This is a genomic window from Brevibacterium casei CIP 102111, assembly GCF_900169275.1.
In the GTDB taxonomy this organism is placed as follows: Bacteria; Actinomycetota; Actinomycetes; order Actinomycetales; family Brevibacteriaceae; genus Brevibacterium; species Brevibacterium casei.
This window is the reverse complement of sequence record NZ_FXZC01000005.1, coordinates 261,366-283,064: the sequence shown is the minus strand read 5'-3', so window position 1 is coordinate 283,064 and position 21,699 is coordinate 261,366. Positions and strand designations below refer to the sequence as shown.

The following is a 21,699-nucleotide window of genomic DNA, read 5'->3' as shown; positions in this document are numbered from 1 at the left end:
ACCACCGCATGATCGTGGGAAATGGGCGCGGGTTGGGTGAGCAGGTCAGTAGTCACTGGCCAACTCCGACTCGTACAGTGCCTTGGCGCTCTGGGCATCGCGGATCGCCTCCCGCACGCGAGGCTTGGTGAGGTCGAGGACGCGTAGCACGCCGCCAGTCTCGGCCACGGACTCGACGCGGCGGAAGTCGTTCGCGAACCGCTCTGCGAAGTCAGCCAGTCCTCGGAGTTTTGGCAGGGCGTCGGAGAGATGGTGCCCGTGCGGGTCTACAAGGTCCACGGCGACGCTGCCGTCATGGTTGGTGCCGAAGAAGAGAAAGTCCGGGCGCAACGCCTTCCAGTCACCCATCTCGTCCTTGTAGGCCACGGCGAGGGATTCCTTTGCGGCCCGGTCGGGGTTGCGGTACCAGCCTTGGAAGCCGGGCTGCGCGGATTCGGAGTCGAGGACCTTGCGCTCCCACTCGTTCAAGGTGATCGGGACCGTCCCGTCCGCGGATGCGAGCAGATGCATCTCGCGGGTGGGCAAGTCCTCCTCGGTGCCGTCCGGGTGGCGCACTTTGGTGTCGGCCTGGCCGTTCTTCGGCGTAGTGAGGCTGATCGGCTCCGGGATGGTGGACATCGACTCCAGACCGTCGTACTCGGCCTGGCGCTCGTCGGTCAGTCCCTTGCGTGCGACGCGGGTCTGCGTGAGCCAGTCACGGGCCAGCGCATCTGCCTCGGCTTCGACGGCCTGCGCGATCTCGGGAACTCGCCCGAGCGAGGCGAGGGCGATGTGGGCTTCGAGGAGATCGTCCTCGTCCCCGTCCGGCCCGACCAGATGATCGACGTAGGAGGCGCACAATGCGGGGCTCAGCACGCGGGTGGACGTGCGGTAGTAGTCCTCGATGGCGCGCGGGTCAGCACTGACAGAGAACGCACGGTAGGAGAACCCGCCGCCGACTCGGCCTCGGACTTCCTCGCCTTCCATCGTAAGCACGTCCTCGCGGGCCTTCGCGATCTTCTCCTTGTACTGCACCGCGCGCCCGTCAAGGACGGCGTGGAGGTGCTTGTGCGCTTGTTCCACGGCCTCATCTATGAGGTGGTCCTTCGACAGCGCCGTAGCCAGTGCGGTGAGCCTGCGGATGGGCTTGACGTTCTTCTTCGGGATCGTCACCGAGGGGATGGCTGAGAACCGCTCCCACACCGCCTGAGCGATGGCCGGGTTCGGATGCAGCGGGATCGGGTCGAACAGCACCCTGCGACCCAGACCGCCGCCACAGTCCTCTCCTTCGTCAGCGTCCTTGCTCGTCGCGCCCTTCATCAACAATTCCGCGACCCCGGTCGCGGTCTTCCGGTCGAAGAGCGGCAGCAGGCAGTCCACCGAGTTCAGCAGTTCGTTGCCGGGGATGCGCCGAGCCAGCGGTGTGCGCATCATCCGCCCGAGCAACTGGGTGATGTGGGTGCGATCCTTGGCCGGACGGAAGGAGACGAGGACCTCGGCTCGCGGGCAGTCCCAGCCGGTGGAGATCGCGCTCTTGGCCAGCAGTACCCGTACATGTGTGTCGTCCTGCACCCGCTGCGGCTCGATGTAGGGCACCTTCTGCTGCCCGATGGTCAGGTCGGTGTGCTCCCCGAAGACGTTCGCCACCGCGTCATAGCCCAACTCCGGCCACGCCTCATAGATCGTGTCCAGAGTCCGTGCGAGCGTCTCCTGCGAGGGCTTGTCCCCGACCTGGACCACCAGCAGCGGACGAACAGCCTCGGCTTCTCCCTGCTCGCGGGCGTAGTCCTCCCACGCCGCCTGGGAGGCCTTGAGCTTCTCCACGGCCTTGGTCAGCAGCACCGTTTCGAACGCGCCGTCCTCGGCGGGGATCGACAACGCGATGTCGTCCTTCAGCAGCCCGGATGCCTGCACGAGCGCGGAGTCCACCTGCACCGAAGGCAGCGCGTCCCGGCCCTTGGCGTCCTTCATCGCGGCCTCGAAGCGTTCCACGGTGGCCGAGATGCCGAACACCACCGGCAGCGGCGGCACACTGCCCTGGCCGTTGATGAGCCGCTGCACGATCGTGGACCGTTCACTCGCCCTCGTCCCCATACCCCGGTGTGCTTCGTCCAGAACAAGGTAGAGGGTCAGGTCTTCGTTGGCGATGGTGTTGGTGATCGTGTCGTAGATCGAGGACTGTGCGTTGTCAGGGCGGCTCAAAGGCTCGAACAAGCCTGCTTCAGACGACTGGATTCGACCCGTGGCGCCGCGGACCAATTTTGAGTTCTTGCTCAACTTCTGCGTATTGAGGAAGTAAACGATTCGCGGGCGGAAGTGGATGTCGTTAAAGTCCACAGACACAGGCTGAAGTCGATAATCCAGTTCACTCGCGGCCGCCTGGATGCGGGCGCGCGACTGCTCGTTCAGCGCTGGGTCATCTGAGAACCAGAGGACTACAGCACCTGGGTCGGGCTCGAAATCAAACTCGTCGTTCCCGAAAAATAGAGCCTCGATCACCGCCGCGGCCATGACGGTCTTGCCCGCACCCGTCGTCGCCGAGAGCGAGAACTGCGAGAGCGCGCCGTAACGACGGTAGGAGTCGCGGGCACGGTCCAAGTTCCGCAGCACGTTACGGACGGCTTCGGCCTGGTAGTCCTTCAGCGTGTAACGCATCTACAGGCTCCGTCCCGTGTTGATCTCGAAGTTCTGGAGGTAAGACTCGTACAGCCGCACCGGGACGACCTCGCCGGGCAGTTCCCGGCACACCATCTGGAAGGCGCTGTCGTCGTCCGTGACGACGTACGCGATCTCGATGCCCTGACGAGCGGACACCGCGACCACGAACTCATCCGCCTGATCCAGGTTCTCCAGCACGCCATAGGACTCGGACACGTCCCAGCCGTCCTCGCCCAGGTCGTAGATGATCCGACCGCACGAGCCCGCCCGCAGCCACAGCATCGGAGCGACGCGCTCGAACGCCCGGTTGTGCCGTACCGACAACGGTGCCTCGTAAGTCAGCGTGAAGAACGCCGCGTTCTCCTCCAAGCCCTCCGACATAGGGAACTCGTCGGTGAACTTGTAGTCGCCCTTGATCGGCTCACCCTGCGGAGTCTGGCCGGTGATCGCCGCCGTGAGCCGGGGCTTCGTGATGTAGTCACAGATGCCCAGTGCCTCCCACTCGGCATCACTAGGACGCAGCCCCTTCCTCCGGAGCCCAGCGTGCTCGTCAGCCGAGACCTCGTTGTTCGTCACCGAGATGCACTGACGACGACCTCCGTCCTGCCGGTTCAACCGCATCACCGCATGCGCAGTCGTCCCACTCCCGCTGAAGAAGTCCAGCACGACCGCCTCGGGCTTGTCCTTCACGAAGAAGCGCAGGGTGTCCTCGACGGCGTACAGCGACTTCGGGAACGGAAACTTGCGCCCAGGGAGAAAGGACGTAAGTAGCGTCGATCCGTGTTCAGAAGCGTTGTGGGATGGAACGTGCCACTGAGTAAACGGTATCTGCGCACGCGACTCGACGCCCACGCTTCGCGCGATGAGCGACTTATCCGGCGCACGACCGAAAACCTCGAATCGGTCAGAGAGCACGTCAGCATACGCACCATCGGGAAGGTAGTTGATTACGTACCCGTATGCGGTCCTGCGCCCGATGCGCACACGGCCCTGAGCGATCCGAGAGCGCAACTCCTCCGGCCCAATCTGCCAACGGCCTTCCGAACCATTCCGACGCAGAGGAAGCGTCGCCACCAGCCCTTCAATCTCGGGGGCTTCGTGAACATCAGACGGGAGCGGCGGACCCACGTGGTCAATGCGGCCAGCATCTGGATCGACATAGATCGGATAAAAGAGCCCCGGCCTATCCGCACGAGCAGCATTCGAGCCACGGCGCATCATTGAGGTCCATCCGGGTTCTCCGCCTTCTCCTCCCGCACTGGACTCGTTGCTGTCGACGCTCCCTGCCACCCATTCGCTACCGAGTTCCAACCGCTGAGGTGCAGCGGAGCCGAACATCACGAAGAAGAGGTATTCGTCAGATCGGCGGAAAGAGTCCCCACGGGACACACCCTTCGGGTTAATGACACTGGAGACCATCTGGCTTCGAGCCTCCGGGAAGGTCTGCTCCAGCAGCAACCCCAGCCGCAGGTACTCCTTCTCGTCAATCGTGACGATGAGCACCGAGTCCTCGGGGTTGAGTAACTCGCGGGCGATCTTCAGTCGTCGCTCCATGAACGCCAGCCACTTCGAGTGCCGGTAGTCGTCATCCGCTTCGACGTAGTTGTTGTTGTACTTCCAGTCACGCGCTCCACTGTTGTAGGGCGGATCGATGTAGATGGCGTCGATGGAGTGACGGTGCGTGTAGGTCAACATCTCCAGCGCGTGGTAGTTCTCGGCGTTGATGACCGTGTGGAACGGCTTGTCGCCGCCCCTCTCGGCCCTGCCCGTCTCCACCAGGCCTGGGAAGATGCGATCCCGGAACTCCGCGACGATCACCACGTGGTCAACGAGCACAGCCTGCGTCTCGGGCTCCTCGGCGTCCAACTCCGCGAGGTGAGCCACCCGCTGCCCATCGACGCGTTCGATCCGCGTGACGCGCCATAGCCGCTGGTCACCGGCCTTCGTCTCCCCTCGGGGAGGGAGCACCCGTACCTTGTCACCATGTCGTACCGGCCTGCCGGGCAACTCGACGGCCTCGGGCTGGTGCTGCTCGAAGACGAGCCCGAACGTGCGACGCTTAGTGAGCGCGGCGATCTCGGCTTCCAGGTCAGCACCGAGTTGCGGGTCCGCCTTGCGCGCCTGCCGCAGCAGTTCCGTCAGTCTCGACAATGGTGTGCCTTCCTCGCCCGCACCAATGACCTCCCTGGTCTACTTCTTCGCATCAGATGCTACGGACCTTCAATGCGCCCACATCCAGTGCCTCATACGCTGCCCGCATCTCATCTGTCACATCAACTCCCAGATCCTCTACCTGCCGGAGCGTGGGCTGACGACCGTTGGTGTGAGGGCTGTAGCGAGCGAAAGCCTCGACAGCATCCGCAGGGACCTCCCGTGCAAGCGTCAGTTCGAACTTCCCAGCCGCGAAGATCAGGAACACAGCGGCATCGAAGTCGAAACTCCGAAAGGGGCTGAACTTCCCCGAGCGCCCGACGGCACGGCCACCCATGGCTTTGACCTGGAGCCTGCGACCCCGCTGATCGGTAACATCGTGCGACTTCGTTGGAGTTGGGTTCGAGGACACCACCGCGTGCAGCCAAAACCACCTGCTCCGCGATGTCGCCCAGCGGCTTGTTGTTGGTGCGCACCAAGCTGCGACGTCGTAGTTCGGAGATGACGCCCGCCTCCAACTGGAGCAGGTCCCTCACCCGAGACTCGAAAGGTCAGGCAGCACGTCCACTACTTCTTACCCCCAGAGGTTAGTCCGCTACGGAACTCCACGACATCCCCGTCGACCATGACGTAATCCTTGCCCTCCATCCGGACCTTGCCGGCCGACTTCGCGGCAGCCATCGATCCGTTGGCGTCGAGATCATCGAAGGACACGACCTCGGCCTTGATGAAGCCCTTCTGGAAGTCGGTGTGGATGACTCCGGCCGCCTCGGGGGCGGTGGCACCCTTCGGAATTGTCCACGCCCGCGATTCCTTCGGCCCCGCGGTCAGGTAGGTCTGCAGGCCGAGCGTGTCGAAGCCGACGCGAGCGAGCTGATCGAGGCCGCTCTCCTCCTGGCCGGTCGATTCGAGCATCTCGCGTGCCTCGTCCTCATCGAGCTCGGCAAGCTCGGATTCGAACTTCGCATCGAGGAAGATCGCCTCGACCGGAGCGACGAGCGCGCGCATCTCCTCCTTCTTCGCCTCATCGCCGAGCACCTCGTCGTCGACGTTGAAGACATAGAGGAACGGCTTCGTCGTCATCAGCTGCAGCTCCCGCAACGGAGTGACATCGAATTTGTCCGCCTGCATCGCCTGGTAGAGCGTCCGCCCGGCCTCGAGGATCTCGGTCGCGGCGTCCATCGCGGTGAGCAGCTCGGCAGGGGCGCGCTTGCCCTTGACGTCCTTCTCGATGCGCGGACGCGCCTTCTCCAGAGTCTGCAGATCGGCGAGGATGAGCTCGGTGTTGATCGTGTCGATGTCATCGGCAGGGCTGATCTTGCCGTCGACGTGGACGACGTCGTCATCGACGAAACCACGGATGACCTGGCAGATCGCATCCGCCTCACGGATGTTTGCGAGGAACTGGTTGCCCAGACCCTCCCCCTCCGAGGCACCGCGGACGATGCCGGCGATGTCGACGAAGTCGACGGTGGCGTTGAGGATCCGCTCCGAGCCGAAGATCTCCGCCAGACGGGTCAGCCGCGCATCCGGCAGAGGGACGACGCCCACATTCGGCTCGATCGTCGCGAACGGGTAGTTCGCCGCGAGGACCTGGTTCTTGGTCAGTGCATTAAACATGGTCGACTTGCCGACATTGGGCAGTCCCACGATTCCGATTGTCAGTGCCACGGTAGCCAAGTCTATCCCGGCACCGAGGCGGTCCCCGAATTCCCGTGTCCGTGCCGTCTGTCACGCTGAACCCATGAACGCAATCCCTGCCGCCGGCGTCACCGCCGCCTTCTTCCTGGCAATCGTCCTCGCAGCCGCGCTCGGCTTCCTCCTCGGCCGTGCCCTCACCCGAGCCCGCTATGTCGAACGGCTCACGAGGGCCGAGACGACCTCGCAGATCCTGACGAATCGGACCGAGGACCTCGAAGCCGATGCCCAGATGGCCGGTGAGCTCACCGCCGCCATCGGCCCGCTCGCAGCCAGCGTGAGGCACCTCCATGAGAGCGTGCAGACGCAGGACCGGGCGCAGCTCGAGCAGATCACCCGCCTCAACGCGCAGATCTCCCACCTGAGCCAGCAGAACCTCCGCCTTCAGGAGTCGACCGGCTCGCTGGCCACCGCGCTCAACTCGACGACGCAGCGAGGCGACTGGGGCGAGGTGCAGCTGCGTCGCATCGTCGAATACTCAGGCCTCCTCCCCCACGTCGACTTCGACACCCAGGTGAGCACCCAGCGCGACGGTCAGCGCCACCGACCGGACATGATCGTCCATCTGCCCGGCGGGGGCACGATCGTCATCGACGCGAAGACGCCGCTCTCGGCGCGCATCGGAGAGGACGCCGAGGCCGACGCCGACGGCAGCCATGCCCGCGCCCTGCTCCGCCATATTGACTCGCTCGCGTCCAAGGAGTATTGGAGGGCCTTCGATTCCGCGCCGGACTTCGTCGTCTGTTTCGTCCCCACCGACGGGCTGCTCTCCGCCGCGGCGGCGACGTACCCGAAGATGATCGACCATGCGCTCGGCAAGAACGTCGTCCTCGCCTCCCCGGCTACCCTCCTCGTCCTCCTCAAGACCGTCGCCCTCAACTGGCGACAGGCGGACATGAGCACCTCGGCCGCGGAGGTGCTCAAACTCGGCACCGAACTCTACGAACGGGTCGGCACCCTTGTCTCGCACCTGTCGAAGATGGGATCGAGTCTCGATCGCTCGGTCGAGGACTACAACCGGTTCGTCTCGTCGTTCGAATCGCGATTCCTCGTCACCGCGCGCAAATTCCCAGCGACCGGAATCGTCAGCGACGAGCTGAGCGCCGTTGCCGAACTGGATTCCCGCAGCCGCGGGATCAGTGCCGAAGAGCTCTCACGGCCGCGCTTCGGCGACCAGGATCCGACTGCTCTGAGGAGGCGGCATACCGGCACGGAATGACGACGATGTCCGGGTCGTCACAGATCAGCCCGGACCCTGGAGTCCGAACGAGCCCGGAGGAGTTCCAGACAAGCGACCGGGTGCACTGCCCCGGTCGGGGTCTCAGATGATGTCGTGCTGACGATCGGCGCCGTCGCGCTTGTTCGACGTCTTCTGACCGGCCGCTTTGAGGTCCTTGCGCAGCTCACGCGGCAGGGAGAACATGAGGTCTTCCTCCGCGGTGACGACTTCCTCGACCGAGGCGAAGCCGTAGTCGGCGAGAAGCCCGAGCAGATCCTGCACGAGCCCGTCGGGCACGCTCGCACCCGAGGTGACGCCGACGGTGGCGACGTCGTGGAACCAGGTCTCGTCGACCTCGCGGGCGAAGTCGATGCGGTGAGCGGCCTTCGCCCCGTGTTCGAGGGCGACCTCGACGAGACGCACGGAGTTCGAGGAGTTCGCGGAACCGACGACGAGGACGAGGTCGGCCTGCGGAGCGATCTTCTTCACCGCGACCTGACGGTTCTGGGTCGCGTAGCAGATGTCATCGCTCGGCGGATCCTGGAGCTGGGGGAAGCGCTGCCGGAGGATGTCGACGGTCGCCATCGTCTCGTCGACGCTCAGCGTCGTCTGCGAGATCCATACGAGCTTGTCCGTGTTCTCGACCTCGACGGTCTTCGCTTCCTCAGGGTTCTGGATGAGCGTGATGTGCTCGGGAGCCTCGCCCATCGTGCCCTCGACCTCTTCGTGGCCGGCATGGCCGACGAGGAGGATCTGGTACCCGTCACGGGCGAAGCGCACGGCCTCCCGGTGGACCTTCGTCACCAGCGGACAGGTCGCGTCGATCGTCGCAAGATCACGGGCGGCCGCCTCGGCGTGGACAGCTGGGGAGACGCCATGGGCGGAGAACACGACACGGGCACCCTTGGGCACCTCGTCGGTCTCGTTGACGAACACGGCACCGCGCTCGGACAGCGTCTCGACGACATGGCGGTTGTGGACGATCTCCTTGCGCACGTAGACGGGTGCGCCGTAGTGCTCGAGGGCTCGCTCAACCGCGATGACAGCGCGGTCGACTCCGGCGCAGTACCCGCGCGGAGCGGCGAGCAGCACCTTCTGGTCGCTGCCGGCAGGCGTCCGGATGTCCTCCGGGGCGATGCGCTTGCGCGGGATCGTGGGCATGGGAACAGATACGGCAGTCACGGTCCCAGTCTAGGTCTCCTGTCTGAACGTCGGCCACAAAGGTGAACCATTCCACACGCAGGCCACACGCACAGGCGGGCAGTCCCCTCATGTCCGCACCGTTCGCTAGGCTGGGCCGGGACAAGGAGAAGTGATGGCGCAACGCATATCGGGAACACCCGGGACGCTCGGCGAGTCGGTCGACCCGCAGGAGCTGCCGGCCACCGCCGCCGAGACCACGGCGGAGAATCCGTGGCCGCTCAGCCTGCTCTCGAACAAGATGAAGACCTACATCGACCGGATGTCGAGCGTGTGGGTCGAGGGCCAGGTCGTCGAACTCAACCATCGCGGCAAGGCGAGCTACCTCACCCTGCGCGACACCGACGTCGAGATGTCCCTGCCCGTCCAGATCTGGAAGAACGTCCTCGACCGCACGGGTGCCGAACTGTCCGAGGGCAGCCACGTCGTCGCAAATCTCAAGGCGGACTTCTGGACGAAGACCGGACGTCTGACGATGCGGGCCAACCACATCCGCGCCGTCGGCCTCGGTGAACTCCTCGCCCGGCTCGAGAGGCTGAAGAAGCAGCTCGCCGCCGAGGGCCTCTTCGACCCGGCCAGGAAGAAGCGCCTGCCGTTCCTGCCCAACCGGATCGGGCTCATCACCGGCCGGGACTCCGATGCGCAGAAGGACGTCGTCCGCAACGTCCACATCCGCTGGCCCGCCGCTGAGTTCGAGATCCGCAACACCGCCGTCCAGGGCCCCGATGCGGTGCCCGGGGTGATGAAGAACCTCGCCGAACTCGACGCCGACCCGGAGGTCGACGTCATCGTCATCGCCCGCGGCGGCGGCAGCATGGAGGATCTCCTGCCGTTCTCGAACGAAGCACTCGTCCGCGCCGTCTCGAACGCTACGACCCCGGTCGTCTCCGCGATCGGGCACGAGGCCGACCGACCGATCCTCGACGAAGTCGCCGACCTGAGGGCCTCGACACCGACCGATGCCGCGAAGCGCATCGTCCCCGATGTCGCCGAGGAGGCACTCGGCATCCTCAACGCCCGAGCCCTCCTCGACGCCGCCGTCAACCGCATCGTCGACCGCGAGCAGGAGATGCTCACCGCGGTGCGCTCACGGCCGGTGCTCGCCGAACCGCAGACGATGGTCGACGCCCGCGAGGACGAACTCCGCGTCATCCGCCGCCGCAGCCTCCAGGCGACGATCGGCCTCGTGGGCAATGCGCAGAACGAGATCACCCACCTCCGCTCGCAGGCGCGGTCGCTCTCGCCGCTGCGCACTCTCGAACGCGGGTATGCCGTCGTCCAGACGGCGAACGGCACCGCCGTGCGCGACGCCGCCGAGGTCGAGGTCGGCTCCCCCATCCACGTCCGTGTCGCCCGCGGACGCTTCGATGCCGACGTGACGAAGATCGACGACCAGACCGAAGAAACGAGGAACTGACCATGACCGAACCGGTGACCGGACAGGACGAAGCCGACATCAGCACGCTCAGCTACGAACAGGCCCGTGAAGAGCTCGTGGCCACCGTGCGCAGGCTGGAAGCGGGCAACCTCCCTCTCGAGGAGTCCCTGCGACTGTGGGAGCGCGGCGAATCACTCGCCGATCGGTGCCAGGCCTGGCTCGACGGGGCTCGCGAACGACTCGAGAAGGCTCGCGAGGACGCAGGCGACGAGGACTGAGGTCGGCTCAACCGAGCTGAGCGGCGACCTGGTCGGCGAAGGAGTTGATCGTGTCCGGTGCGGCGATGGCCTTGAGGACGACGAACATGTCGCCCTGCGACGTCACCCAGTACTCCTTGGCATCCTCCGTGCGATAGACCTGGAAGGTGCTGCCGCTGACCTCGACTGTCTCTGCGGCCGTGGCGCCCTCGACCTTGCCTTCAGCCCACTTCTCCGAGGCACGAGCCTGCTCGAGGCTCACCCACTGGTCGTCGGGGCCAAGGAACGAGAGGTACCAGGACGACGAGTCCGAGCCCTTGATCGCATCGAGGTTCGCCTCGTTCGACGTCCACCCCGTGGGGACGTCGGGGACGATGAGATCGAAGTCGCTGTTCTCCTGTGACTGCTCGGCGATCGCCTTGTAGTCGACGACCCGCTCGGAATCGACTTCCGGCTGCGGCGCCATGAGAAGGACGACGACGACGAGGGCCATGCACGCCGCGATCGCCACGGTCATGTTCACCCAGTTCGACTTCTTCCGCAGCAGGCGCATCTCCTCCCGGGACCCGGGAAGGACGACTCCGGACTGGTCGGACATGGAAACTCCCTTGACAGCGGCTGGCGCCGCTTCGTCGATGCTGCGGACATTCACTCCCCCATTGTCCCCGCGCGAGCGCCCGTGAGCCAATCCGCACACAACTCCCGTGCCCACGATCACAGCAGGAGCGCCTGCTCCTGCAGTTCCGCTCACCCGCTCCGCTGTCCCTCCGGCGTCAGAGAGGGTGGCACAATTGGAGGCATGAGTGACTCCCAGGACGCAGTTGACGTGAAATCGCATCATGACCGGGGCCGAGTGGACGCCGATGCGCCACCGGTCGCAGTGACCGACGAATGGTCCCAGCAGGCCCAGGTGGGAGCCGGCGCACCGGACCGCAACCTCGCCCTCGAACTCGTGCGCGTCACCGAAGCCGCAGCCATCGCCGCCGCCCCCTGGGTCGGTCGCGGTGACAAGAACGCCGCCGACGGCGCAGCCGTGGCCGCGATGCGCAATGTCATCTCCTCTGTCCGCATGGCCGGCACCGTCGTCATCGGCGAAGGCGAGAAGGACGAAGCGCCGATGCTCTTCAACGGCGAACAGGTCGGCGACGGCGGCGGCGCCCGCTGCGACGTCGCCGTCGACCCCATCGACGGCACCCGCCTCACCGCCCTCGGCATGCCCAACGCAATCTCCGTCATGGCCGTCACCGAAGACGGCGCAATGTACGATCCGTCCGCCGTGTTCTACATGGAGAAGCTCGTCACCGGCCCCGATGCCGCCGACGCCGTCGACCTGCGCCTGCCGATCGCCGAGAACATCCGCCGCGTCGCCAAGGCCAAGGGAACGAAGGATCCCGCCTCGGTGACCGTGATGATCCTCGACCGCCCCCGCCACGAGGAGACGATCGCCGCGATCCGCGCCGCCGGAGCCCGCATCCGCCTCATCACCGACGGCGACGTCGCCGGCGCGATCGCCGCCTGCCGCCCCGACACCGGGGTCGACATGCTCATGGGCATCGGCGGTACCCCCGAGGGCATCATCACCGCCTGTGCGATCAAGGCGCTCGGCGGAGTCATCCAGGGCCGGCTGTGGCCCCAGGACGACAGCGAACGCGACGCCGCGGCCAAGGCCGGACTCGACGTCGACCAGGTGCTCGGCACCGACGACCTCGTCACCGGCGACAACTGCTACTTCGTCGCCACCGGCATCACGCAGGGCGACCTGCTCAACGGCGTGAAGTTCCAGGGCGGGCACGTGACCACGCATTCGCTGGTCATGCGCTCGAAGTCCGGCACGGTCCGTTCGGTCTTCGCCGAGCACCAGGCCGCGAAGACCCACTCCTACGTCGAGGCCGCCGAAGAGGCGGCCCGCCGCGGACTCGTCTGAGCACGACGCCCCATCCACCACCGGAAGCAGGTCAGGACGCAATGCCCAACCAGGCTTGGAAGCGCTTGCAGGAGGGCAATCGCCGCTTCGTAAGCGATGAGCCCCAACACCCCAACCAGGACACTGCCCGCCGTGAGGCGGTCAGTGCCGACCAGACTCCGTTCGTCTCCCTCTTCGGCTGCGCCGACTCCCGCGTCGCCGCCGAGATGATCTTCGACGTCGGCCTCGGCGACATGTTCGTCGTCCGCAACGCCGGACAGGTCGTCGACCCCGTCACCCTGGGTTCGCTCGAGTACGGTGTCGAGGTCCTCGGCACCCCTCTGCTCGTCGTCCTCGGCCACGACAGCTGCGGTGCGGTCACGGCGGCCTACAACGCCTATGACACCGGCGACACCCCGCCCGGGTTCATCTCCGACGTCGTCGCCCGCATCCTGCCCACGGTCGCCCGTGCCAGGAAGAACAACCGCACCACCGTCAACGAGACCGTCGTCCAGAACACCATCGACACGGTGGAGAAGATCATGCAGCTCTCGACGCTGATCTCCCGCGCCGTCGAGGAGGGCCGACTCATCATCGTCGGCATGACCTACCAGCTCCACGACGGTCATACGACCGTCGTCGCCCAGTACGGAGGCGACGAGGCCGCGGTCTCGCCTTTTGCCTCCTGACCCGTTCCGCGCATCCGGCGGGAGGACTCGCCGGAAGACGCGGGCACACTCATCACCGAAAGGACTGTTCAACGCATGAGCGAAGAGTTTCGCATCGAACACGACACGATGGGAGAGGTGAAGGTCCCCAAGGACGCCCTCTACAGCGCGCAGACGCAGCGTGCCGTCGAGAACTTCCCGATCTCCGGCAAGACCCTCGAACCGGCCCACATTCACGCCCTCGCGCAGGTGAAGAAGGCCGCGGCGAAGGCCAACCTCGAACTCGGCGTCCTCGACGCCGACCGTGCCGAAGCGATCCAGAACGCCGCCGACGAGGTCATCGCCGGCAAGTACGATGCCGACTTCCCGATCGACGTCTTCCAGACCGGGTCGGGCACCTCGTCGAACATGAACACCAACGAGGTCCTCGCCTCGCTCGCGACGAAGGCCCTCGCCGACAAGGGCATCAGCGTCCACCCCAACGACCACGTCAACGCCTCGCAGTCGTCGAACGACGTCTTCCCCACCTCGGTCCACGTCGCGGTGACGAAGGCACTCGTGGACACGCTCATTCCGGCCATGGGCACCCTGGCGACCTCGCTGGAGAAGAAGGCCGAGGAGTTCGCCTCGGTCGTCAAGTCCGGTCGCACGCACCTCATGGACGCCACTCCGGTCACACTCGGCCAGGAGTTCGGCGGATACGCCGCGCAGGTCCGCTACGGCATCGAGCGCATCGAGTCGGCACTCCCCCGCGTCGCCGAGGTTCCGCAGGGCGGCACCGCCGTCGGCACGGGCATCAACACCCCTGACGGCTTCTCCGCCCGCGTCGTCGAACTCCTCGCCGAGGAGACCGGCCTGCCGATCACCGAGGCCCGCAACCACTTCGAGGCGCAGGCCAACCGCGACGGCCTCATCGAGGCCTCGGGCCAGCTGCGGACGATCGCCTACGGCTACATGAAGATCTGCAACGACCTGCGGTGGATGGGGTCGGGACCGAACACCGGCCTCGGCGAGATCGCCATCCCCGACCTCCAGCCCGGCTCCTCGATCATGCCCGGCAAGGTCAACCCGGTCATCTGCGAGGCGACGATCCAGGTCGCAGCCCAGGTCATCGGCAACGACACCACGGTCGCGCTGTCGTCGACGAACGGCGCGTTCGAACTCAACGTCGGCATCCCCGTCATGGCCTCGAACCTCCTCGAGTCGATCCGCCTGCTCGCCAACGCCTCGACGGTGATGGCAGAGAAGATGATCGACGGACTCACCGCGAACGTCGAGCGCGCCCGCTTCCTCGCCGAGGCGAGCCCCTCAATCGTCACGCCTCTGAACAAGGTCATCGGCTACGAAGCGGCGGCGAAGATCGCCAAGCACGCGGTCGCAAACAAGATGACGGTCAAGGAGGCGACGATCGACCTCGGCTTCGTCGAGAACGGCTCGATCACCGAGGCCGACCTCGACAAGGCCCTCGACGTCACGACGATGATCGGCTCCTACAAGTAGGACCCGCGCCCGGGAGCTCCCTCCGCCTCGGCGGGGCTCCTCCGCCTCTGCGGCGTCGGCGCATACAGATGTGGTCACAGAACCGAGGGATTTCGCCCGTTTCGGCGAGATCTCCTCGGTTCTGTGACCACTTTCTGCGTCTGGAGTGGGCTGGGCCGGCTGGCCCCAGGACCGCCCAGCCCTGGGGCCGCCGGGCCTTACGACCGGAAGGGGTCGAACTCCTCGAGCACGTCGGTGACCAGCGCCGCGATCTCCGAGCGCTCCGAGCGGGTCAGGGTCACATGCGAGAAGAGGTCGTGGCCCTTGAGCTTCTCGATCACCGCGGCGATCCCGTCGTGGCGTCCCACGCGGAGGTTGTCGCGCTGGGCGACGTCGTGGGTGAGGACGACCTTCGAGTTCATGCCGATGCGCGAGAGCACCGTGAGCAGGACGTTGCGCTCGAGCGACTGCGCCTCGTCGACGATGACGAAGGCATCGTGGAGGGAGCGGCCGCGGATGTGCGTGAGCGGCAGCACCTCGAGGAGGCCGCGGTTGGTCACTTCGTCGATGACGTTCTTGCTCACGAGCGCGCTGAGCGTGTCGAACACCGCCTCCGCCCACGGGTTCATCTTCTCGCCCTCGCTGCCGGGCAGGTAGCCGAGGTTCTGGCCGCCGACGGCGTAGAGCGGGCGGAAGACCATGATCTTCGAGTGCTTGTTCTCCTCGAGGACCTTCTGCAGTCCCGCCATGAGAGCGAGCGCGGACTTCCCCGTTCCGGCTCGACCTCCCAGCGAGACGATGCCGAGATCGTCGTCGAGGAGCATGTCGATGGCGACGCGCTGTTCGGCCGAGCGACCGTGGACTCCGAAGATGTCGCGATCCCCCCGCACGAGCGTGACCTGGTTGTTCGCCCGCACCCGCCCGAGGGCCGACCCGCGCGGCGAGGTGATGACGACCCCGGTGTTGACGACCTCGTCGGCGACGGCATCGGTGGTGATCCGCCCGGAGTCGTAGAACTCCGACATCTCCTCGTCCCCGAGCGCGAGTTCGCTCATCCCCGTGAACCCCGAATCAGTCGCGAGCTCGGCGAGGTACTCCTCGGCCTGGAGGCCGAGCGCCGAGGCCTTGACGCGCATCGGCACGTCCTTCGTCACGACGACGACGTCGTGGCCCTCGGCCGCGAGGTTGCGGGCGACGGCGAGGATGCGGGTGTCGTTCTCCGACCGGTCGAACCCGACGGGCATCGTCGACGCGTCGACGTGGTTGAGTTCGACCCGCAGCGTGCCCCCTGACTCGCCGACGGGGATCGGTTCGTCGAGGCGGTCGAAGTCGGATCGGAAATCGTCGAGGATGTGCAGTGCCTTGCGGGCGGTGAAGCCGAGCTCAGGATGGTGCCGTTTGGCCTCCAGCTCGGAGACCACGACGAGAGGGATGACGATGTTGTGCTCGGCGAATCTCAGCAGTGCTCCCGGATCCGAGAGAAGCACCGAGGTGTCGAGGACGTATGTGTGGACCTTTTCGGCCATGGGGACCCCTGTGGCGTACGTAGCGCCAAGGTCCGAGTCCTGACATCACCCGGACCCCGGGTTGGTGTCGACCAACTACTGCCAACCTATCCCCGATCACACCGTGAGCACGCAGCGGCACGCGCATTCGGGCAAGTCGCGTCGTGAACTTCGCATGAATGGCCGCGGTCCGAACGTGACCGCGTGTGTTAGCTTCGCGTTATGCCGGATGCGATCTTCGACAACCCCCAGCTCGTCGCGGTCTACGATGCCTTCGACGGCCCCCGTGACGACCTCGACCTTTATGAGGCGATCGCCGCGGAACTCGGTGCCGGCACGGTCATCGACCTCGGGTGCGGAACCGGGGTCTTCGCCCGCAGGCTGGCCCGGACCGGGATCCGAGTAGTCGGGATCGATCCTGCCCAGGCCTCGATCGACCTCGCCGAGGCGGCCGCCGCGAAGGAGTCCCTGTCCGTCGACTTCCGGCCGGGCACCTCGGCCGACATCCCCGCGATCGACGCCGACCTCGTGACGATGACGGGCAACGTCGCCCAGGTCTTTCTCGAGCTCGACGAGCTGCGCGGCGTGTTCGCCGACTGCGCCCGCGGGCTGCGACGGGGCGGCCACCTCGCCTTCGAGTCCCGGATTCCCGAGGTGAAGCCGTGGACGGACTGGTCGAACCGGCAGCCGAAGACCCTGGAGGTCGACGGCATCGGCGAGGTCACCGAGACCTTCGTCCTCGGACAGGTCGACCTGCCCTTCGTCTCCTTCACCCACCTCTACCGCTTCGCCGCCACCGGCGACACCATCGGATCCCGCTCCCGACTGCGGTTCCGCGGGAAGGCGGAGATCGCCTCGGCGCTGGAGAAGGCGGGCTTCGCCGTACGCGAGATCAGGGACGCACCGGACCGGATCGGGCGGGAATGGGTCTTCCTCGCCGAGAGACTGTGACGATCCCACCGCCGCGCATGAGCATCGGACTCACAGACGCAGCGCGGATCCACCGCCTCGCGAGAATGCGCGGCTACCGTCCGAAACGGCGCTGGCGCAGGCCGTAGTCGCGCACTGCCCGGAGGAAGTCCGTGCGTCGGAAGTCGGGCCAGTACGTTTCGCAGAAGTAGAACTCCGAGTACGCCGACTGCCACATGAGGAACCCGGAGAGTCGCTGCTCGCCTGAGGAGCGGATGATGAGGTCGGGATCCGGCTGGCCCTTCGTGTAGAGGTGGGCGCCGATCTGCTCTGGTGAGAGTTCGGCGATGATCGTCTCGAGGTCCGTGCCCTCGTCCTGCCGGGTGCGCAGCAGCGATTTGACCGCGTTGACGATCTCCTGTCGCCCCCCGTAGCCGACGGCGACGTTGACGCGCATTCCGCCCTCCCCCGAACAGCTCGCCGCTTCCAGGCGCTGCCGCAGGTCGGGTGGGAGGATCTCGAGGTCCCCGACGAGCTGGACCCACACGCCGTCGAGCTTCGCGATCCGCTCGACCATGTCGGAGATGATCTCGATGAGCACGGCGACCTCGTCGGCGGAGCGGGCGAGGTTCTCCTTCGAGAGGACATAGAGGGTGACGATCTCGACGTCGACCTCCTGGCACCAGCCGAGGAACTCGACGATCTTGTCCGCTCCCGCACGGTGCCCGTCGGCGGTGGTCGCTCCGAACTCCTTCGCCCACCGCCGGTTGCCGTCGGTGATGACACCGACATGCCTGGGGACGGGCACCGAGGTCTCGAGCTCGCGCAGCAGTCTCCGCTCGTAGAGACGGTAGAGCAGGCTCACCGGTCGTGCCACGACGTCCTCATTCCCATTCCTCGCCGGTCGGTCGAACACCATACAGAGTACTATCCCCGAGCGCGCTGACCTGCGGCTGCCGCGAAGGCGCGGACACGGAACGCACATGACCACCACATGAGCCGTTGGCCCGGCTGCCAGGAGACCCGGATAGATTGGGGTCATGAATGCTCCCGTCACGGACCCGCCCGCGCTCGATCAGCCTGCGAATCCGCCGCGGGAGCCCCGCTATCCCCTCCGCGTCGCCCGCCGCCGCTCGGCGCTGCGCAGCGAGCTCGGCAAGCTCGCCGGCCAGGTCAAACCCAAGCTGCGGGGATGGTTCCATGCCGGTGCGTTCCCGCTGGCGATGATCGGCGGCTTCGCCCTCGTCATCATCTCCCCGACGATCGAATCGCGGCTGGCAGCCTCGATCTTCGCGGTCACCGGCATGCTCCTCTTCGGCACCTCGGCGGTCTACCACCGCGGCCGCTGGCGGACCAAGGCTCGCCTCATCCTCCGCCGTCTCGACCACGCGAACATCTTCCTCATCACCGCGGGCACGTACACTCCGCTGGCCGTGCTCATGCTCGACACGCAGCAGGCGATCGTGCTCCTGTCCGTCCTCTGGGGTGCCGCCGCCCTCGGGGTGGCGTTCCGGACGATCTTCACCACCGCGCCGAGGTGGCTCTTCGTCCCCATCTACGTCGGCTTCGGCATCGCCGGAGTCGGCTACATCCCGCAGATCTGGGCGACTCTGCCCGCGGTCGGCATCCTCGTCGTCGCCGGCGGAGTCTGCTACATCGCCGGAGCCGTCATCTACGGCATCAAACGGCCGAACCCGTCACCGAAATGGCTCGGCTTCCACGAGATCTTCCACATCCTCACGATCGCCGGCTACGGCTGCCATCTCGCGGCCCTGCTCGTCGCGGCGGTCGCCGCGTACTGAGACGGCGCACCCCGGACAGGGCGCGACCTGAGACGAGACGAAGCGGACTGTCCCGGCTGCGGCTCTGAGAGCGCCGCCGAGCTCACTCGCTCGGGGCTTCGGCGGACTCAGCTGCGGTCGGTGCCCTCAGGACGTGGGGTCTCCCCCGCCGGCCTCTCACCATCGTCGGCGCTGTCACGGTCGGCCACCTCGGCGGGCGATCGCCCATCATCGACAGCCGTGCCCGGCTCGTCATCGCGCACGGCCTCCGGCGCGTTAGCCCCGGAGAGCGTCGACTGGTTGGGCACGGCGTACTTGCGCAGCGGAATCGGGTAGGCGTCGCTGGCGCGCGAGCGCGCACGCACCCGCCGCACCCGCTTGAGCGCGTCGCGGATGAGGAAGATCGCCACGACGACGATCGCGAACGTCGTGAGGAAGCCGATCGTTCCCGGGGTGACGAGGTCGGGATCAGGTCCCCCGCTCGGCGTCTCCGTCGCGGCGAGGACCGAGAGGGGGGCCGGCAGGGTCGTCACGGATACGGCAGAGAGGCTCATGCGCTCTCCTCCTCACGGTCGTCGGCGTCCGAGGCGGACGGCAGCATCCCCTCGGCGGGAACCTGGCGACCGTCGTCGAAGCGGACGCCGGCGAAGAGATCGGACTCTTGGAAGTCCTCCCCCGGTCTCAGCGGCTCACGGTCGGTGTCGTCGACCGCGAGTTCGAACTCCTCGGTCGGCCAGTACGTGCGCGCCGCCTGCCGGGACGCGGAGAAGAACCCGCCTTCGGGATCGATCTGCGTCGCATGCGAGAGGAGCGCGCGATCGCGGGCGTCGAAGTACCCGCGGCAGTCGATGCGGGTCGAGAGCCAGTTGGGGCGTTCGGCGGCGCGCTTGCGGAAGTCGTCGATGTGCTCGGCGAACGGAGACTCGAGGCCGGCCTCGAGCATCTTCTCGTGGATCGTGATCCACTTCTTCGCCGACAGATCCTGGTTGTAGTAGACCTTCTGCACCGACCACGGGGCGCCGAGTTCGGGATGCGCGTCGGGATCGGCGGCTGCGGCGACGGCTGCCATGGTCACGGCGTGGTTCTTGATGTGATCGGGGTGAGGGTAACCGCCGAGTTCGTCGTAGGTGGTCACGACCTGCGGACGGAACTGGCGGATGATGTGGACGAGTGGGAGCATCGCGATCTCGGTCGGCACCCGGTAGAAGCATCCGGCGGGGATCTCCTCGTCGAAGTCGCCTTCCGGCAGACCCGAGTCGACGTGACCGACCCAGACGTGCTCGGCCCCGAGCGCCGAGGCCGCCGCAGCCATCTCCTCACGGCGGAGGCCGGCGATGTCCCGGGAGGCCTTCGGAGACTGGAGGAGAGCCGGGTTGAGGATGTCTCCGGCTTCGCCGCCGGTCATCGTGGCGATGAGGACCCGCGCGCCGAGGTCAGCGTACTTCGCACTCGTGGCCGCGCCCTTCGACGACTCGTCGTCAGGGTGCGCGTGGACGGCCAGCAGTCGCAGCCCATCGTATGGAAGCGCAGACATGTCTCGATGGTCCCCTCTCGGTTCGGCTGTGAGCCGTTCCTCACTCTGTCCGTGCCTGAGCAGGATCGCCGCACACGGATCGACTACTCTAGATTAGTGCGCGAAGGCGACAGATGAGGAATTCAATGACTGAGGTTACAGCCGCAGAACCGCAGGGCGACCGATACGGGCGCGCCCGCACCCCGCGACGCCGCCTCAGCCGCAGGGCGACTTACCTCGCCGCAGCCGTCATCGCCGTCACCGTCGTCGTCATCGGCATCTTCGCGTTCCAGCCGTCGACGACTCCGACCGACCCCAAGACGCTCGGCTACACGGTCAACGACTCGGCGAGCACGACGGTGAGCGTGGGGATCTACCCCGACCGTGAGCGCAGCGTCCACTGCATCGTCCAGGCCACCAACAGCAACGAGGCGATCGTCGGCTTCACGGAGGTCAGCCTCCCCGCCGACCCACAGGCCGACCCCACTTCGGCCCAGGGACTCACCGTCGAGGTCGCGACCACACAACTCGCCGCCTCGGGGCACGCCGACGCCTGCTGGTTCGAGTGAGGCGGGCGCCCTCACCTGCGTGAGGCACACCCCGCCCGAGGCACACCCCGGCAGAATGCAAGTCCGCTTGCCTGCTCGGCACCCGACCGACTGCCGCGTCCGCGCAAGGTGCCTTTTCGAGCCCCTGGCGCGGACGGCGCGCGTCCTCCCAGACGGCGACAGGTGTGTGCAGAACAGCGAACCGCTGTCCGAATCGTGACCCAGATCATCGAAATCCTGCCCAGATGGGTTAGAATGTAGTTTCATTCACCACCCGGGCGTACCCCCCGCCCGGTTTTTCGTTGCCTGACATGCCGTCAGTGCACCGAACCGAAGAAGGAGAAGTCATGACCGAGGATGTCACCCAGGAAGAGACATGGTTGACCCAGGAAGCCTTCGACCGCCTGTCGAAGGAACTTGAACACCTCTCCGGACCGGGACGTGCAGAGATTGCTGAGAAAATCGAAGCCGCCCGCGACGAGGGTGACTTGAAGGAGAACGGCGGCTACCACGCGGCACGCGAGGAGCAGGGCAAGCAGGAGGTTCGCATCCGCCAGCTCGAACAGCTCCTGCGCTCGGCGAAGGTCGGATCGAGCGAGAGCGACGGCAAGACCGTCTCCCCCGGATCCGTCGTCACGGCGAAGGTCGCGGGCAACGAGATGCGCTTCCTGCTCGGCAGCCGTGAGATCGCCGGCGACTCCGACATCGACGTGTTCTCGGAGAAGTCGCCGCTCGGCGCCGCCGTGCTCGGCACCTCCGTCGGGGACAAGACGAGCTACGAAGCTCCCAACGGCAAGGAGATCGCCGTCGAGGTGACGAAGATCGAGGCGTTCTCGGGCTGAGTCGACCTCAG

Annotated in this window: 20 protein-coding genes; 10 read left to right on the top strand and 10 right to left on the bottom strand. The window is 66.4% G+C overall.

The genetic code is table 11. The annotated features are described in order from the left end of the window. Positions 1 to 45: 45 nt before the first annotated feature. From BC102111_RS13475 to ychF, 4 genes are all read right to left on the bottom strand, one after another. A complete protein-coding gene (locus BC102111_RS13475; protein WP_101624586.1) occupies positions 46 to 2,634 on the bottom strand; it encodes a DEAD/DEAH box helicase in 2,589 nt (862 codons plus the stop codon). Then, positions 2,635 to 4,788: a site-specific DNA-methyltransferase gene (locus BC102111_RS13470; RefSeq protein ID WP_101624585.1), complete on the bottom strand. Its 2,154-nt coding sequence runs from the start codon at positions 4,786 to 4,788 to the stop codon at positions 2,635 to 2,637. It lies immediately after the preceding gene. A gap of 52 nt (positions 4,789 to 4,840) precedes the next feature. Then, complete coding sequence (locus tag BC102111_RS18045; protein WP_223289847.1) at positions 4,841 to 5,056, bottom strand: hypothetical protein; 216 nt, start codon at positions 5,054 to 5,056, stop codon at positions 4,841 to 4,843. A 299-nt stretch (positions 5,057 to 5,355) separates the two neighbouring features. Further along, positions 5,356 to 6,459: a redox-regulated ATPase YchF gene (gene ychF / locus BC102111_RS13460; protein WP_101624584.1), complete on the bottom strand. Its 1,104-nt coding sequence runs from the start codon at positions 6,457 to 6,459 to the stop codon at positions 5,356 to 5,358. Positions 6,460 to 6,532: 73 nt separating this feature from the next. Between ychF and BC102111_RS13455 the strand changes: the two genes are divergently transcribed. Further along, on the top strand, positions 6,533 to 7,705 hold the full coding sequence (locus BC102111_RS13455) for a DNA recombination protein RmuC (RefSeq protein WP_063249399.1): 1,173 nt from the start codon (positions 6,533 to 6,535) through the stop codon (positions 7,703 to 7,705). A gap of 102 nt (positions 7,706 to 7,807) precedes the next feature. On the opposite strand, the gene BC102111_RS13450 is transcribed toward BC102111_RS13455, so the two are convergent. Further along, entirely contained in the window at positions 7,808 to 8,866 is a 1,059-nt protein-coding gene (locus tag BC102111_RS13450) for a 4-hydroxy-3-methylbut-2-enyl diphosphate reductase (RefSeq protein WP_063249401.1), read from the bottom strand. Positions 8,867 to 9,020: 154 nt separating this feature from the next. Here BC102111_RS13450 and xseA point away from each other — a divergent pair, with 154 nt between their 5' ends. After that, positions 9,021 to 10,322, top strand: a complete 1,302-nt coding sequence (gene xseA, locus BC102111_RS13445; RefSeq protein WP_101624583.1) for an exodeoxyribonuclease VII large subunit — start codon at positions 9,021 to 9,023, stop codon at positions 10,320 to 10,322. A gap of 2 nt (positions 10,323 to 10,324) precedes the next feature. Beyond that, positions 10,325 to 10,561, top strand: coding sequence for an exodeoxyribonuclease VII small subunit (locus BC102111_RS13440; RefSeq protein WP_063249403.1), 237 nt, complete (start codon positions 10,325 to 10,327; stop codon positions 10,559 to 10,561). A 7-nt stretch (positions 10,562 to 10,568) separates the two neighbouring features. Here the strand turns inward: BC102111_RS13440 and BC102111_RS13435 are convergent, their stop codons facing one another. Next, positions 10,569 to 11,138, bottom strand: coding sequence for a DUF4245 domain-containing protein (locus BC102111_RS13435; RefSeq protein ID WP_063249404.1), 570 nt, complete (start codon positions 11,136 to 11,138; stop codon positions 10,569 to 10,571). A gap of 201 nt (positions 11,139 to 11,339) precedes the next feature. Between BC102111_RS13435 and glpX the strand changes: the two genes are divergently transcribed. The 3 genes from glpX to BC102111_RS13420 all read left to right on the top strand — a co-directional run bounded on the left by glpX (position 11,340) and on the right by BC102111_RS13420 (position 14,611). After that, entirely contained in the window at positions 11,340 to 12,464 is a 1,125-nt protein-coding gene (gene glpX / locus BC102111_RS13430) for a class II fructose-bisphosphatase (protein WP_063249405.1), read from the top strand. A 41-nt stretch (positions 12,465 to 12,505) separates the two neighbouring features. After that, on the top strand, positions 12,506 to 13,132 hold the full coding sequence (locus BC102111_RS13425) for a carbonic anhydrase (RefSeq protein ID WP_095375732.1): 627 nt from the start codon (positions 12,506 to 12,508) through the stop codon (positions 13,130 to 13,132). A 75-nt stretch (positions 13,133 to 13,207) separates the two neighbouring features. Continuing rightward, positions 13,208 to 14,611 (top strand): class II fumarate hydratase, encoded by a 1,404-nt coding sequence (locus BC102111_RS13420; RefSeq protein WP_095375731.1) that lies wholly within the window; start codon positions 13,208 to 13,210, stop codon positions 14,609 to 14,611. Positions 14,612 to 14,808: 197 nt separating this feature from the next. On the opposite strand, the gene phoH2 is transcribed toward BC102111_RS13420, so the two are convergent. Further along, entirely contained in the window at positions 14,809 to 16,116 is a 1,308-nt protein-coding gene (gene phoH2, locus BC102111_RS13415) for an RNA 5'-3' helicase PhoH2 (protein WP_063249410.1), read from the bottom strand. Positions 16,117 to 16,317: 201 nt separating this feature from the next. Between phoH2 and BC102111_RS13410 the strand changes: the two genes are divergently transcribed. After that, a complete protein-coding gene (locus BC102111_RS13410; RefSeq protein WP_101624582.1) occupies positions 16,318 to 17,046 on the top strand; it encodes a class I SAM-dependent methyltransferase in 729 nt (242 codons plus the stop codon). 73 nt (positions 17,047 to 17,119) lie between these two features. Here the strand turns inward: BC102111_RS13410 and BC102111_RS13405 are convergent, their stop codons facing one another. Next, positions 17,120 to 17,881, bottom strand: a complete 762-nt coding sequence (locus BC102111_RS13405; RefSeq protein ID WP_009374889.1) for an isoprenyl transferase — start codon at positions 17,879 to 17,881, stop codon at positions 17,120 to 17,122. A 163-nt stretch (positions 17,882 to 18,044) separates the two neighbouring features. On the opposite strand from BC102111_RS13405, the gene trhA reads away from it, so the two are divergent. Continuing rightward, the gene (trhA, locus tag BC102111_RS13400) at positions 18,045 to 18,806 is read left to right on the top strand and encodes a PAQR family membrane homeostasis protein TrhA (RefSeq protein WP_009374888.1); all 762 of its coding nucleotides are present in this window, start codon (positions 18,045 to 18,047) and stop codon (positions 18,804 to 18,806) included. Positions 18,807 to 18,913: 107 nt separating this feature from the next. Here trhA and BC102111_RS13395 read toward each other — a convergent pair whose 3' ends face one another. Both BC102111_RS13395 and mca read right to left on the bottom strand, forming a co-directional pair. Beyond that, positions 18,914 to 19,339 carry a hypothetical protein gene (locus tag BC102111_RS13395; protein ID WP_101624581.1) on the bottom strand — a complete coding sequence of 142 codons (426 nt, stop codon included), beginning with the start codon at positions 19,337 to 19,339 and terminating at the stop codon, positions 18,914 to 18,916. Next, positions 19,336 to 20,319 (bottom strand): mycothiol conjugate amidase Mca, encoded by a 984-nt coding sequence (mca, locus tag BC102111_RS13390; protein ID WP_095375728.1) that lies wholly within the window; start codon positions 20,317 to 20,319, stop codon positions 19,336 to 19,338. Before mca ends, BC102111_RS13395 begins: the two co-directional genes overlap by 4 nt. 125 nt (positions 20,320 to 20,444) lie before the next feature. Here mca and BC102111_RS13385 point away from each other — a divergent pair, with 125 nt between their 5' ends. Continuing rightward, positions 20,445 to 20,867, top strand: coding sequence for a DUF4307 domain-containing protein (locus BC102111_RS13385; RefSeq protein WP_095375727.1), 423 nt, complete (start codon positions 20,445 to 20,447; stop codon positions 20,865 to 20,867). 326 nt (positions 20,868 to 21,193) lie between these two features. After that, the gene (greA, locus tag BC102111_RS13380; protein ID WP_009374884.1) at positions 21,194 to 21,688 is read left to right on the top strand and encodes a transcription elongation factor GreA; all 495 of its coding nucleotides are present in this window, start codon (positions 21,194 to 21,196) and stop codon (positions 21,686 to 21,688) included. Positions 21,689 to 21,699: the final 11 nt, after the last annotated feature.

Coding starts and splice junctions, on each gene's coding strand:
- BC102111_RS13475 (WP_101624586.1), bottom strand. CDS start 2,634: ATGCGTTACACGCTGAAGGACTACCAGGCCGAAGCCGTCCGTAACGTG.
- BC102111_RS13455 (WP_063249399.1), top strand. CDS start 6,533: ATGAACGCAATCCCTGCCGCCGGCGTCACCGCCGCCTTCTTCCTGGCA.
- BC102111_RS13450 (WP_063249401.1), bottom strand. CDS start 8,866: ATGCCCACGATCCCGCGCAAGCGCATCGCCCCGGAGGACATCCGGACG.
- xseA (WP_101624583.1), top strand. CDS start 9,021: ATGGCGCAACGCATATCGGGAACACCCGGGACGCTCGGCGAGTCGGTC.
- BC102111_RS13440 (WP_063249403.1), top strand. CDS start 10,325: ATGACCGAACCGGTGACCGGACAGGACGAAGCCGACATCAGCACGCTC.
- BC102111_RS13435 (WP_063249404.1), bottom strand. CDS start 11,138: ATGTCCGACCAGTCCGGAGTCGTCCTTCCCGGGTCCCGGGAGGAGATG.
- glpX (WP_063249405.1), top strand. CDS start 11,340: ATGAGTGACTCCCAGGACGCAGTTGACGTGAAATCGCATCATGACCGG.
- BC102111_RS13425 (WP_095375732.1), top strand. CDS start 12,506: ATGCCCAACCAGGCTTGGAAGCGCTTGCAGGAGGGCAATCGCCGCTTC.
- BC102111_RS13420 (WP_095375731.1), top strand. CDS start 13,208: ATGAGCGAAGAGTTTCGCATCGAACACGACACGATGGGAGAGGTGAAG.
- phoH2 (WP_063249410.1), bottom strand. CDS start 16,116: ATGGCCGAAAAGGTCCACACATACGTCCTCGACACCTCGGTGCTTCTC.
- BC102111_RS13410 (WP_101624582.1), top strand. CDS start 16,318: ATGCCGGATGCGATCTTCGACAACCCCCAGCTCGTCGCGGTCTACGAT.
- trhA (WP_009374888.1), top strand. CDS start 18,045: ATGAATGCTCCCGTCACGGACCCGCCCGCGCTCGATCAGCCTGCGAAT.
- BC102111_RS13395 (WP_101624581.1), bottom strand. CDS start 19,339: ATGAGCCTCTCTGCCGTATCCGTGACGACCCTGCCGGCCCCCCTCTCG.
- mca (WP_095375728.1), bottom strand. CDS start 20,319: ATGTCTGCGCTTCCATACGATGGGCTGCGACTGCTGGCCGTCCACGCG.
- BC102111_RS13385 (WP_095375727.1), top strand. CDS start 20,445: ATGACTGAGGTTACAGCCGCAGAACCGCAGGGCGACCGATACGGGCGC.
- greA (WP_009374884.1), top strand. CDS start 21,194: ATGACCGAGGATGTCACCCAGGAAGAGACATGGTTGACCCAGGAAGCC.